General features: G+C 72.7%; 10 protein-coding genes and 1 riboswitch. All 10 genes read left to right on the top strand.

What is annotated here, in order from left to right; translation table 11 throughout:
• The first annotated feature begins 71 nt into the window (after positions 1-71).
• Positions 72-962, top strand: a complete 891-nt coding sequence (locus tag POL72_RS21325; RefSeq protein WP_272097336.1) for a 3-hydroxyacyl-CoA dehydrogenase family protein — start codon at positions 72-74, stop codon at positions 960-962.
• A gap of 544 nt (positions 963-1,506) precedes the next feature.
• Positions 1,507-2,328, top strand: coding sequence for an enoyl-CoA hydratase/isomerase family protein (locus POL72_RS21320; RefSeq protein ID WP_272097335.1), 822 nt, complete (start codon positions 1,507-1,509; stop codon positions 2,326-2,328).
• Positions 2,329-3,482: 1,154 nt separating this feature from the next.
• Positions 3,483-3,690: riboswitch (cobalamin riboswitch) on the top strand.
• A gap of 92 nt (positions 3,691-3,782) precedes the next feature.
• Entirely contained in the window at positions 3,783-4,502 is a 720-nt protein-coding gene (locus POL72_RS21315) for an energy-coupling factor ABC transporter permease (RefSeq protein WP_272097334.1), read from the top strand.
• Between the two features lie 23 nt (positions 4,503-4,525).
• Positions 4,526-4,849 (top strand): hypothetical protein, encoded by a 324-nt coding sequence (locus POL72_RS21310; RefSeq protein ID WP_272097333.1) that lies wholly within the window; start codon positions 4,526-4,528, stop codon positions 4,847-4,849.
• The gene (locus POL72_RS21305) at positions 4,839-5,588 is read left to right on the top strand and encodes a CbiQ family ECF transporter T component (RefSeq protein ID WP_272097332.1); all 750 of its coding nucleotides are present in this window, start codon (positions 4,839-4,841) and stop codon (positions 5,586-5,588) included. The genes POL72_RS21310 and POL72_RS21305 overlap by 11 nt, the downstream gene beginning before the upstream one ends.
• Positions 5,585-6,412, top strand: coding sequence for an energy-coupling factor ABC transporter ATP-binding protein (locus POL72_RS21300; RefSeq protein ID WP_272097331.1), 828 nt, complete (start codon positions 5,585-5,587; stop codon positions 6,410-6,412). Before POL72_RS21305 ends, POL72_RS21300 begins: the two co-directional genes overlap by 4 nt.
• Positions 6,388-7,575, top strand: coding sequence for a CbiX/SirB N-terminal domain-containing protein (locus POL72_RS21295; protein WP_272097327.1), 1,188 nt, complete (start codon positions 6,388-6,390; stop codon positions 7,573-7,575). Before POL72_RS21300 ends, POL72_RS21295 begins: the two co-directional genes overlap by 25 nt.
• A gap of 23 nt (positions 7,576-7,598) precedes the next feature.
• Positions 7,599-7,973, top strand: a complete 375-nt coding sequence (locus POL72_RS21290; RefSeq protein ID WP_272097326.1) for a DUF3209 family protein — start codon at positions 7,599-7,601, stop codon at positions 7,971-7,973.
• Positions 7,974-8,040: 67 nt separating this feature from the next.
• Complete coding sequence (locus POL72_RS21285) at positions 8,041-8,778, top strand: FAD-dependent oxidoreductase (protein WP_272097324.1); 738 nt, start codon at positions 8,041-8,043, stop codon at positions 8,776-8,778.
• 100 nt (positions 8,779-8,878) lie between these two features.
• The gene (purL, locus tag POL72_RS21280; RefSeq protein WP_272097323.1) at positions 8,879-12,808 is read left to right on the top strand and encodes a phosphoribosylformylglycinamidine synthase; all 3,930 of its coding nucleotides are present in this window, start codon (positions 8,879-8,881) and stop codon (positions 12,806-12,808) included.
• Positions 12,809-12,832 lie beyond the last annotated feature (24 nt).

Raw genomic sequence — 12,832 nt, 5'->3', positions numbered from 1 at the left:
AGCGGGCGGGCCGTCGGGCCGCGGGCGAGGGCGGTTCACCGCGCTCTCGGCTTCGGCTATCAACCGCGGGCATGGAAGCTACGACGATCAAGCGCTTCGGGGTGATCGGCGCGGGCCAGATGGGGCGAGGCATCGCCCAGGTCGCCGCGGCCGCGGGCCTCGAGGTGGTCCTGTGCGACGTCTCGAGGGCGCTGGCGGAGTCGGGCAAGGCCCAGATCGCCGCCATTCTCGCGAAGCAGGTGGAGAAGGGCAAGCTGGCCGCGGAGGCGCGGGAGGCGCTCCTCGGCCGGGTCGCGGTGGCCGACGGCATCTCCGGGCTGGCCGGGGTCGACCTGGCCGTGGAGGCGGTGACCGAGAGCTTCGACGTGAAGAGCGGGATCTTCAAGCTCGCCGACGCGGCGCTGCCGAAGGGGGCGATCCTGGCGTCGAACACGTCGTCGATCTCGATCACGCGGCTGGCGGCGGTGACCGGGCGGCCTGAGCTGGTCATCGGGATGCACTTCATGAACCCGGTGCCGCTGATGAAGCTGATCGAGCTCGTCCGTGGGGTCCAGACGTCAGACGCGACGTACGAGGCCGTCCGGGCGCTCTCGGTCGGGCTCGGCAAGACGGTGATCACCTCGAAGGACCAGCCCGGGTTCATCGTGAACCGGATGCTGATCCCGTTCCTCAACGAGGCGTGCTTCGCGCTCCAGGAGGGGCTGTCCACGCCGGAGGACATCGACGCGGGGGCGCGGCTCGGGCTGAACCACCCGATGGGGCCGCTCGAGCTCGCCGATTTGATCGGGCTGGATACGGTGCTGTCGATCGCGGAGGTGCTGCACCGGGAGTTCGGGGACTCGAAGTACCGGGCGGCCACGTTGCTCCGGAACCTGGTGGCAGCCGGGTGGTACGGGAAGAAGAGCGGGCGGGGGTTCTACGTGTACGACGAGAAGGGGCAGAAGAGCGGGCGGGCGGTGTAGGCGGCTGCCACGGAGCCAGGGAGGGAGGGGGCGCCGCGCGGGGGGCCGGCGGGGGCCCCTCCCACGAACTCGCGCCTTTTGGTGGGCTATGGCCGGCTGAACGGCGGGGCCGGTCAGGGAGGGCGTCGCACGGAGCGGGCCGGCGCTCGGGTTCGTGGGGCCCTACCCCGCCGGCCCCCCGCGCGGCGCCCCCTCCCTCCCGGACTCTCTCCAGGCGGGGGATGCGGGGAGCGGCGACGGGATACGCGCGATGCGAACACGGATGTGTGGGTCGGAGGATGGGCGATCTGCCCGACTGACTACGATCGCACGCGGGCTCGTGGCAGGGCCGTCATGTCGCGCGCACCCGCACTCAAGCGGTGAGTTCGGATTATCGGGCGACGGGCCGTGTCCCAGAACAGGCGCGTCACGTCTTCTGGAAATCGCTCGCTCGTCGGGTCGGCCACGGGCTCAGCATAGCAGGCCCGAGCGGACACGGAATGACGCCTTCCCTGGCCCGCGGCAGGCGCTTCCCCCCGGCGCGGCGCGCTGCTAACCACGCGCCATGACCGCTCAAGAACAGCAGCCGGGGGCCCGCGGTACGCTCCAGTTCGTCGCCGTCGAGCGCGCGGGTCACGTCGCCACCGTGACCATCCAGCGGCCCGACAAACTCAACGCCCTGAACCCCGCCGTCCTCGGCGAGCTCACGGCGGCCTTCCGCGACCTCCTCACGCCCGCCGAGGGCAACGAGGTCCGCGCGGCGGTGCTGACCGGCGCCGGCAAGGCGTTCGTCGCCGGCGCCGACATCGCGGAAATGGCCACGATGAACAGCATCGCCGCGAAGCGGTTCGCCGACGCAGGCCACCGACTCGCCGAGCTCATCGAGACTGCCCCCTTCCCCGTGATCGCCGCCGTCAACGGCTTCGCGCTGGGCGGCGGCTGCGAGCTCGCCCTCGCCTGCGACTTCATCTACGCCGCCGAAGGCGCGAAACTCGGCCAGCCCGAGGTGAACCTGGGCGTCATCCCGGGGTTCGGCGGGACCCAGCGGCTGCTGCGACGGGTCGGGCCCGGACGCGCGCGCGAGCTCGTCTATTCAGGAGACATGATCACCGCGCAGCAGGCGCTGTCGATCGGGCTCGTCAACGCCGTCTTCCCGGCGACCGAGCTCCTCGCGCGCGCCCACGAGACCGCCCTCAAGATCGCCTCGCGCGGCCCGCTCGCCGTCGCCGCGGCCAAGCGCGTCCTCCTGCGCGGCGAGAGCCTCGACCTCGCCGCCGCCAACGAGCTGGAAGCCCAGGCATTCGCGGCGCTCTTCGGCAGCGAAGATCAACAGCTCGGAATGAAAGCGTTCCTGGCGAAATCGCAGGCCACGTTCACCGGAAAGTGACGCCTCGGAAGGCGCGAACCGCGCGCTCGAGGGCAAAAAAATACCGCGCATCACGCTGGAGGGGGGCCCAGAATGACCGCGGCAGGGACACCGCGCCGGATTCCTGAACGTCCGCCACGGTGCTAAGAAAAAAGACCGCATGCGCTCCGGGCTGGGGGGTCCGCGCCGGTGCGCATGCGGTAGTCAGATTGTGGCATCCGCAAGCGCGTTGTCGATAACAAAGTGCAACGCCTGCACGCCGGGCGAGCAGAGCGCTCCAGACGCGAAGGCAGCCAGGCGAGCGCGCGACCCCCACACACCAGCTCTGCAGGAATTCACGTTCGAGCCGGGCATACCCCTCCACCGAGACAGCGCTCGGCGCAGCGTCCATTTCGCATTCCGAGACGAGCGAACACGAAATCCCCATCTCTTCAATAAGAGACGCCACGACGCGGCGGGCCGCACACCGGACACCTGCTCCCGAGTAAAGAGCCAGGACGAACAAAGCACACTGCGGAAGGAACGCGCCGGCGTCTGTGTTCAAGCGCACGAGAGCCCCTGCGTGGGCGCAGGCCGCCATACGCGCAGCGCCCGCGCGGTGACAAAGTAAACAGGTTTTATCTAAGGAGGACGTAATTCAAGACGTGCGCTCGATGACTCTTCGCCTGGTGCGTCTGGGTCAATTTCTCGGCCTGGGCCACCGCATGACAGGGCCTGGATGGCTCGCCGGCGTGCGCCTGTCTGCTTGATGGGGGCCCCGACAGGCGCACGGCGCGCCTCGGCAGCGATGGCCTCGTGCGCCGCTGCAGCGCCCCCCCGAGGGCGGGGTGGCCACCAGCGCAGGCACCACCGCCGCACCGACGCCGTAGACGAGGGAGCTCGCGGCGTGCAGGGCGGGCCGGAGCGCGCAAGGTGGAAGCGCGCGCCCCGGGTCGACGCACCCGGGTTCGCCCGGTCCGCGCACGCGGGGTGCGCGCGCCCAGCTCGCGCGATCGCGTCGCCTGGACACGCGGGCCGACGCGCGGGCCAGCGCGCGCAAGGCGGAGCCGACGCGCGCTCGACGGTGAGCTCGTCTGACACGCGAGGCCCCGTGCAGCGTCCGCTGGGCACCTCCGCCGCGATCGGGGCGCGACGGCCTTGACGCCGGGCGCGAAACGGGATTACCGAGCACCGGCCTGACAATCCATTCCTCGGGTGCCCTCCGGGGCATAACAGGGAAGCCGGTGCAAAACCGGCGCGGTCCCGCCACCGTGAGTGGGGAGCTGCCTCCGAAGACCACTGGGCCTCATTGGAAGAGGCCTGGGAAGGTGGACGCAGCGCTGGGAGCTCGATCAGCTCCCTGAACCCATGAGCCGGGAGACCTACCCGAGCCTCCCACGAGGTGCAGCTTGCGCACGTCTTCGTGGCGTTCGGGTGCGGACTTCACCCGGAGCGCCGAAATCGGTCTTCACGGCCGCGTTGTGTCGATCGCCGCCGTGTCCCTGGGGACGCTCCTCGCGCCCCGGCCCGCGGCCGCGATGCACCTCGCGGAAGGCGTCCTGCCGCTCGGCTGGTGCGCCGTCTGGAACGCGCTCGCCCTGCCCTTCGTCGCGATCGCCCTCCACCTGCTCCGGCGCCGCACCCAAAAGGACGCCTTCTACAAGCCGTTCGTCGGCCTCATCGCCGCCGCCGTCTTCGCGATCTCGTGCATGCCCGTGCCGGTGCCGACCGCCGGGACCTGCTCCCACCCGTGCGGCACAGGGCTCGCGGCGGTGCTCATCGGCCCCTGGATGACCGTCCTCGTCACCGTGGTGGCGCTCCTTATCCAGGCCCTCTTCCTCGCGCACGGCGGCCTCACCACGCTCGGCGCCGACGTCGCGTCGATGGGCATCGCGGGCGCCTTCACCGGATACTTCGTCTTTCATCTCGCGCGGCGCTGCGGCGCGAACCTCTGGGTCGCGGGCTTCCTGGCGGGCGTGACGTCGGACTGGGCGACGTACGCCACCACGGCGCTCGCGCTCGCGCTCGGGCTCTCGGGCGAGGGCTCGGTGACGTCCATGTTCACGGGCGTCGCCCTCGCCTTCGTCCCCACCCAGCTGCCGCTCGGCCTGCTCGAGGGCGTCATGACCGCGGGGGCGCTCGCCTTCCTGCGCACCCGGCGGCCCGACATCCTGGACCGGCTCCAGGTCGTCCGGCTCGCCCCGGGGGCATCGTGACGCGGCGGCTCGGACAGCGCCCGATGTCAGCGCTGCTCGCGCGGCGCGCGTGCGTGGCCTGCGAGCGCGCGCTCCAGCTCGCCGCTGCCCTCTGGCTCGCCGCCTGCCGCAACGCGTCCTGGGACGGCGTCGACGAGGCCGTGGTCCGCCGCGTCGCCGAGGACGCAGGGCGCCACGAGACGGGGCCGCTGTTCGCGGGCCTCGAGGGCGACCTCCTGCTGTTCGCGTTCCTCTGGGCCGGGCTCCTCGCCGGCTTCGCCCTCGGCTACTTTTCGCGCGTGCTCTTCGTCGAGCGCGCGGACGCGCCCGCGGGCAAGGCCGGCGGCGAAGGCCTGCGTGCGGACTGATCCCCCCGCGCGGCTCCGCGACGTGGACGCCCGGCTCCGCCTCGGGGCCGCCGTGGCGGCGTGCTGCGTCGCCGCGGGCGCGCGCTCGCCCGTCACGCCGGCCGCGCTGCTCCTCCTCGCGTGCGCGGCCCTCCGCCTCCAGGGCACGCCGGCGCGCGCCGTCCTCCGCGCCGCCGCGCCCGCCGCATGGATCGGCGCGGTCGCGGCGGCGCTCGCGCTCGCGCTCACGCCGGGGGCGCCGCTCCTCCCCGGCGCGCCGTTCCCTGTCGACGCGATCACGGCCGAGGGGGCCCGCCGCGCCGTCGCCATCGGCGCGCGCGTCCTCGCGGCGGCCGCGGTGCTCCGGTGGCTCGCCGGCGCCGCCGCGCCGGCCGAGATCGAGGCGGCGCTCGCCGGGCTCGGCGTCCCCGCGGCCCTCGTCGAGCTGCTCGCGCTGACGCGGCGCTTCGCCGGCGTGCTCCAGCGCGCGGCCGACAGCGCGTGGAGCGCCGCCGCGCTCCGCGGCGGGTTCACCGGCCCCGGCGCCGCCGCGCGCTCGGCCGGCGCCGTCGCAGGCGTCGTGGCGCTCCGGACGCTGGAGCGCTCCGAGAGCGCCGCGCTCGCCATGCAGCTCCGCGGCTACCAGGGGAAGCTCCCCGTCGCCGACCGGAGGGCGAGCGCGCCCGCCGCGAACCTCGCGTTCGCCGCCGCCGCCCTCGCGGCCCTCGGGCTCAGCGTCGCCGCGGGAGAGGCCGGATGATCGCGATCGCGCTGCGCGCCCCCCGGCTCGGCTACCGGCGCGGCGAGCCCGTGCTGCGCGACGTGCGCCTCGACGTCGCCGAGGGCGAGTCCGTGGCGGTGCTCGGCGGCAACGGCGCTGGCAAGACCGCGCTGCTCCGGACGCTCGTCGGGCTCCTCCCGGCGCCCGGCGGCGGCGTCGAGATCGCGGGCCGCCGCGTGGGCTCGCCCTCGGACGCCGTCGCCGCGGGCGCCGCGCTCGTGCTCCAGGACCCGGACGACCAGCTGCTCGGCGCGACGCTCCTCGACGACGTCCTGTTCGGCCCGCGAAACCTCGGCCTGCCCGCGCCCGAGGCGCGGCGCCGCGCCGAGGAGGCGCTCGCCGCCGTGCAGATCGCGCACCTCGCCGATCGGGCCATCGAGGCGCTGAGCTTCGGCGAGCGCAAGCGCGCGTGCATCGCCGGGATGCTGGCGATGCGGCCGCGGGTGCTGCTGCTCGACGAGCCGACCGCGGGGCTCGACCCGGAGGGCGAGCTCGCCCTGTGCCAGACGCTGCGCGCGCTCTCCGAGCAGCAGGGGACCACGCTGGTCACCGCGACGCACGCCGTGGATCTCGTGCCGCTCTTCGCAACGCGCGCGGTCCTGCTCGGCGACGGCCAGGTCCTCGCGGACGGGCCGCCGCGGGAGGTGTTCGCGCGGGGGGAGCTCCTCGCGCGGGCGCGGGTGCGGCGGCCGTGGGTCGCCGAGCTCTGGACCCGGATGAGGCCTGTGCCGCCCCAGAGCGGCGCGGGCCTCCCGCTCACCCTGGAGGAGGCGCTCGCGTGCATGACGACGGTCTCCTGCTGATCGGCCACGGCAGCCGCGACGCCGCGTCGAACGCCGAGTTCGAGGCGATCGTGGCCGATTACGCCGCGGCGCGGCCCGAGATCGCCGTGCAGCACGGCTACATCGAGCTGGCGACGCCGCACCTCGCCGACGCGCTCGCGGCGCTCGCGGCGCGGGCGTCGCGGGTGGCGGTCGTGCCGCTCTTCCTGTTCGCCGCGGGGCACGTGAAGAACGACATCCCGCTCGCGCTCGAGCGGGCGCGGGCCGCGCACCCGGGCGTGCGCTTCTCGGCGGCGCGGCCGCTCGGCGTGCACCCGGCGCTCGCGCAGATCGCGTTCGAGCGCGCCGCGACCGCGCTGCCGGACGACCCGGCGGCGCGGGCCCGGTCGGCGCTCGTCGTCGTGGGGCGCGGGTCGAGCGACCCGGACGCGAACGGCGATTTCTGCAAGACGGCGCGCCTCATCGGCGAGGGCCGCGGGCTCCAGCTCGTCGAGCCGACCTTCATCGGCGTCACCCGGCCTTCGGTCGAGGAGACGCTGGAGCGGGTCGCGCGGCACCGGCCGGAGCGCGTCGTGGTGGTCCCCTACTTCCTCTTCGCTGGGCGGCTCATGACGAAGCTCGCCGAGCAGGTCGACCGCTTCTCGTCGACGTACCCGTGGATCCGGGCGTCGCTCGCGCCGCACCTCGGCCGGTCGAGCGCGCTCGAGGGGCTGATCGACGAGCGCGCGCGCCAGGCGTTCGCCGGCGAGGCGCCGCTCCCCTGCGACACTTGCATGTACCGCACCGCGCTGCCGGGGCTCGCCCGGGAGGTCGGCGGGCTCAAGGCGATGCTCTACAGCGTGCGCCACACGCTCACGCACACGCAGGCGTCGAACCACCCGCATGCCCACCGCTCGCTGCGCAAGCACGTGCTCGTCTGCGGCAACGCCGACTGCGTGGACCGCGGCAGCCTGGCGCTGCTCGAGTCGGTGCGCCGCCTCGTGAAGCAGGCCGGCCAGCAGCAGCAGATCCGCGTGACGAGGACGTCGTGCATGGGGCGCTGCGGCGAGGGGCCGACGGTCGCCGTCTACCCCGACGGGGTCTGGTACCGCGGCGTCCGCGAGGAGGACGCGAAGGACCTCGTCGAGGAGCACCTGCTCGGCGACCGGCTGGTGGCCCGGCTCGTCGACGACATCATGCAATGAAGGATGGATAGGAGAGAACCGATATGGCCTGTCACGAGATCGCCGCGCTTCGCCTTGGGCTCATGAACATCCTGGGGATCGATGATCCCGCCGAGCGCACGCACGAGCTCGCCGAGCTCGGCGCCGCGGCCGCCGAGCCAGGGCCGGTCTCGGCGATGCTGCGCGCCGGGGACCTGAAGAACCTCTCGCGCCTCTTCGAGGGGTCGCTCGTGGAGCTCCAGGAGAAGGTCGCCAAGACCCCCTCCGGCGACCCGAAGCTGCCTTATCTGCGCTCGCTCCTCATCCTGACGAAGCAGGTCGAGCTCGATCTGCGCGCCCAGGTCGACGGGCTCGGCCGGCTCTACCGGGAGCTCGAGGAGATGCACGACTTCGTGCACGAGATCTACCCGGCCGAGTGAAGCGCGCCCCTCACCGGAGGGAGCCCATCGCGCGTGATTGCGACCGCGCGGAGACAGGAGCGACGTCATGGCAACACAAGGCAACCCGAAGATCAGGATCGCCCACGCAGCGCCGCTCGGTGACGACGCCCGGCTGCTCCGGCTCGAGCGCGTCGACGGCGCGGAGATCGGCTTCGCCGGCGGGCAGTACGTGATCATCAACACCGGCGTCACCCTGCCCGGCGGCAGGCTCGCGAAGCGCGCCTACTCGCTGCTCTCCAGCGACGCCGAGCAGCGCGCCGTCGAGATCGCGGTGAAGCGCATCGGCGCCGGGCCGGGGTCGAACGTGCTCAACGACATCGCCGTCGGCGCCGAGCTCGAGTTTAGCGGCCCCTGGGGCAAGCTGCGGCTCGCGCCGGGCTTCTCCGGCCGGGCGCTCGTGATCGCCACCGACACCGGCATCACCGCCGCCCTCGGGATCGCCCGGGGCGCGGCCGCCGCCGGCGCGGCGCAGCTCGACCTGCTCTGGCTCGTCGAGCCGAGCGAGACCTTCGCCTCCGAGCCGTTCGTCCGCGAGCGCCTCCCCGCCGCCGTTCGCCTCACGGTCTCCCGCGACCTCCCCCCGATCGGCCACCCCGAGCGGCCAGCGCGCGCGTGCGCACTCGTGGACGGGCAGCTCGCGGCCGGGCCGTACGACGCCGTGCTCTGCGCGGGCGACGGCACGGTCCTCTACCCGCTCCGCGACCACCTGGTCTCGCTCGGCGCGCCGGAGGGGAGCGTGCTCCTGGAGAGCTTCTTCAACAACCCTGCGAAGAAGTCTTTGTAATCGTTCGGGATCTTGCGAGAGGTGGCGGGGACACCGGGCCCCAGCCCCGTGGCTGCCCGTTTCGGTTGAATCGGCTGCCCCCATGGGCCAAATGCCCGCCATGGCTGCCTTCCGACACGTCCGCGGCGCGCGCGCTCTCTCTCCGTTTCGTACCGACAAGCGCCTGACCGAGCTGAAGCAGCGGGTGCCCGAGGTGGTCGGGCTGGGGAGCCGCTGGATCTACTTCGTGCACTCGCGGGCCTCGCTCGACGAGCGCGGCGAGCACGTGCTGTCGCATCTCTTGGACGACGACGCGCTGGCGCACGGCGGGGGCGGGACGGGCGAGGACGAAGGTCAGCTCGTGCTGGTGGTGTCGCGCTTCGGCACCCTCTCGCCCTGGAGCTCGAAGGCGACCGACATCGCCTGGGTGGCGGGGCTCGCGGCGGTGCAGCGGATCGAGCGGGGCATCGCCTACTACGTGCGGGCGTCCCGGCCGCTGACCGGCGAGGAGCTGGCGCGCGCGGCGGGGGCGCTGCACGATCGGATGACCGAGTCGGTGGCCTTCGACTTGGCGGCCGGGCAGGCGCTCTTTCGCGAGGAAAAGCCGCGGCCCCTCGCTCGCGTGCCGCTGTCGCGCGAGGGGCGGCTTTCGCTGACGCGCGCCAACAAGGAGCTCGGCTTGGCCCTGGCGGAGGACGAGATCGACTACCTGCTGGCCGCGTTCACGGAGCTGAGGCGGGATCCGAGCGACGTCGAGCTGATGATGTTCGCGCAGGCCAACAGCGAGCACTGTCGGCACAAGATCTTCAAGGCCGACTGGGTGATCGACGGCGAGGCGCAGGGGCTCTCGCTGTTCAAGATGATCCAGAACACCTTCGCGGTGACGCCGCACCATGTCCTGTCGGCGTACAGCGACAACGCGGCGGTCATGGAGGGGCTCGACGCCGAGCGCTTCTTTCCACAGCCGGGCGCCGGCGCGCTGTACGAGACGCGGCGCGAGCCGGCGCACGTGCTGATGAAGGTGGAGACCCACAACCATCCCACGGCCATTTCGCCGCATCCCGGCGCTTCGACGGGCAGCGGCGGCGAGATCCGTGACGAGGGCGCCACGGGGCGAGGCGCGAAGCCCAAGGCCGGGCTCACCGGTTTTTCGGTGTCGAACCTGCGCATTCCCGGCTTCGAGCAGCCGTGGGAAGCCGAGTCGATCGGCAAGCCCGATCGCATCGTCTCGGCGCTCGACATCATGATCGACGGGCCGCTCGGCGGCGCCGCCTTCAACAACGAGTTCGGGCGTCCTGCCCTGGCCGGCTACTTCCGGACCTTCGAGCAGAAGGTGCCGGGCGACGGCAGCGGGGCCTCCAGCGTGCGCGGCTATCACAAGCCCATCATGCTGGCGGGCGGGCTCGGCAATGTGCGGCCCGAGCTGGCGCTGAAGAAGACCTTCCCGGCCGGGGCGCCCATCGTCGTGCTCGGCGGGCCGGCCATGTTGATCGGCCTGGGCGGCGGCGCGGCGTCGTCGATGGCCTCGGGCTCGTCGTCCGCCGATCTGGATTTCGCCTCGGTGCAGCGGGACAACCCGGAGATGCAGCGGCGCTGCCAGGAGGTCATCGATCGCTGCAACGCCCTGGGCGCCGGTTCGCCCATCCTCAGCATCCACGACGTGGGCGCGGGCGGCCTGTCGAACGCCTTGCCCGAGCTCGTGCACGACGCGGGCGTGGGAGGGCGCTTCGAGCTGCGCCGAGTGCCCTCGGTCGAGCCCGGCATGTCGCCGCTCGAGATCTGGTGCAACGAGGCGCAGGAGCGCTACGTGCTGGCTCTGGACGGCTCACGCCTGGAGATCTTCGAGGAGATCTGCCGGCGCGAGCGCTGCCCCTACGCCGTGGTCGGTCACTCGACGACGCAGAAAGATCTGGTGCTCGACGACGCCGAGCTCGACGACCAGCCGATCGACATGCCGCTGTCGGTCTTGCTCGGCAAGCCGCCCAAGATGACGCGCGACGTCCGCCGCCTGCCCTCGCCCAGACAGGCGCTCGACGCCGCCAAGCTGCCGCTGCGCGAGGCGGTCTATCGCCTGCTGCGGCTGCCCACGGTGGCCGACAAGTCCTTCCTCATCACCATCGGCGACCGCACCATCACCGGCCTCGTGCACCGCGATCAGATGGTCGGGCCCTGGCAGGTGGCCGTGGCCGATGCAGCGGTGACGCTGACCGACTACACGGGCTACGGCGGCGAGGCCATGGCCATGGGCGAGCGCGCCCCGCTCGCCGTGCTCGACGCCGCGGCCTCGGCGCGCATGGCCGTGGGCGAGGCGCTGACCAACCTGGCATCGGCTCCGATCGAGAGCCTCGAGCGCGTGAAATTGTCGGCGAACTGGATGGCAGCGGCCGGAGCCCCCGGTGAGGACGCCAAGCTCTATGAAGCCGTGAAGGCGGTGGGCCTCGAGCTGTGCCCGGCGCTCGGTCTCGCCATCCCCGTCGGCAAGGACAGCATGTCGATGCGCACGGTCTGGGACGGCGGCCAGAAGAGCGTCGTCTCTCCCATCTCGCTCATCGTCTCGGCCTTCGCCCGTGTGCCGGACGTGCGCGGCGCGCTCACGCCCCAGCTCCGCACCGACGTCGGGGACACCGTGCTCGTGGCCGTCGACCTGGGACGCGGCAAGAATCGCCTGGGCCTCTCGGCGTTCGCCACCGTCAGCGAGCAAGTGGGCGACAGCGTGCCGGACGTCGACTCGCCGGCCGATCTGCGCGCCTTCTTCGAGACCGTACAGAGCCTGCGGCAGCGGGGGCTGGTGCTCGCCTACCACGATCGCTCGGACGGCGGCCTGTTCGTCACCTGGGCCGAGATGAGCTTCGCCGGCCGCGTCGGCGCGGAGCTGTCGCTCGATGCGCTGGCGGCGAACATCTCGCTTCCGGCCGCTCAGGCTGCAGCCTTGTTCTCGGAAGAGCTGGGCGCGCTCCTGCAGGTGCGTGCCCAGGACGCGCCCGAGGTCATCTCGGCCTTCGCCCGCGCCGGTCTCGAGGGAGCGGCGCACGTCGTCGGCAAGCTCCGCAGCGACGATCGACTGGTGGTGACCGCGGGCGGCCAGGCCGTGCTCGACGAGCCGCGCGTGGACTTGCGCCGCGCCTGGTCCGAGACCAGCTACCGCATGCGAGCGCTGCGCGACAATCCCGAGAAGGCCCGCGAGGAGTTCGACGCGCTGCTCGACGCCGGGGATCCGGGCATCTCGCCGCATCTGCCCTTCGACGTCGAACGATCGCTGGCTCGCCCGCTCATCGAAGCCGCCAGCGAACGGCCCAAGGTGGCCATTTTGCGCGAGCAGGGCGTCAACGGTCAGATCGAGATGGCCGCCGCCTTCCACCGCGCCGGCTTCGCCGCCCACGACGTGCACATGAGCGATCTGATGAGCGGCGCCGTGTCGCTCGAGAGCTTCCGCGGCCTGGCCGCCTGCGGCGGTTTTTCCTACGGCGACGTGCTCGGCGCCGGCATGGGTTGGGCCCGCTCGGCGCTCTTTCACAGCAAGACGCGCGAGGCGCTGTCGGCCTTCTTCACGCGACCGAACACCTTCGCCCTCGGCATCTGCAACGGCTGCCAGATGATGGCCGGCCTCAAGGACATCATCCCCGGTGCCCAGCGCTGGCCGCGCTTCGTCAAGAACCGTTCCGAACAGTTCGAGGCCCGTCTTGCCCAGGTCGAAATCCTGGAGAGCCCCTCGGTGCTGCTGCGCGGCTTGGTGGGCGCGCGCCTGCCCGTGGCCGTGGCCCACGGCGAGGGCTATGCCCACTTCGCCAGCGACGCCGATCGCCGCGCCGCGCGTGTGGCGGCCCGCTGGGTGGACGGCCGCGGTCAGGTCGCCACGCGCTACCCCGCCAACCCCAACGGCTCGCCCGACGGCATCACCGGCCTCACCACCGACGACGGCCGTGTGACGATCCTCATGCCGCACCCCGAGCGCGTCTTCCGCGCCGTGCAGCACAGCTGGGCTCCCCCCGAGTGGTCGGAACGCGGCCCCTGGCTGCGCCTCTTCGAGAGCGCGCGGGCGTTCGTGGGCTGAGGGTCTCTCCTGGAGTTTCGCCCC

Source organism: Sorangium aterium (assembly GCF_028368935.1).
Classification (GTDB): Bacteria; Myxococcota_A; Polyangia; order Polyangiales; family Polyangiaceae; genus Sorangium; species Sorangium atrum.
The sequence above is the reverse complement of the archived record's forward strand: the minus strand, read 5'-3'. Positions and strand labels throughout refer to the sequence as shown.

Bases quoted from the DNA above. Each gene is read 5' to 3' on its own strand.
- POL72_RS21325 (WP_272097336.1), top strand. From the start codon at position 72: ATGGAAGCTACGACGATCAAGCGCTTCGGGGTGATCGGCGCGGGCCAG.
- POL72_RS21320 (WP_272097335.1), top strand. From the start codon at position 1,507: ATGACCGCTCAAGAACAGCAGCCGGGGGCCCGCGGTACGCTCCAGTTC.
- POL72_RS21310 (WP_272097333.1), top strand. From the start codon at position 4,526: ATGTCAGCGCTGCTCGCGCGGCGCGCGTGCGTGGCCTGCGAGCGCGCG.
- POL72_RS21300 (WP_272097331.1), top strand. From the start codon at position 5,585: ATGATCGCGATCGCGCTGCGCGCCCCCCGGCTCGGCTACCGGCGCGGC.
- POL72_RS21290 (WP_272097326.1), top strand. From the start codon at position 7,599: ATGGCCTGTCACGAGATCGCCGCGCTTCGCCTTGGGCTCATGAACATC.
- POL72_RS21285 (WP_272097324.1), top strand. From the start codon at position 8,041: ATGGCAACACAAGGCAACCCGAAGATCAGGATCGCCCACGCAGCGCCG.
- purL (WP_272097323.1), top strand. From the start codon at position 8,879: ATGGCTGCCTTCCGACACGTCCGCGGCGCGCGCGCTCTCTCTCCGTTT.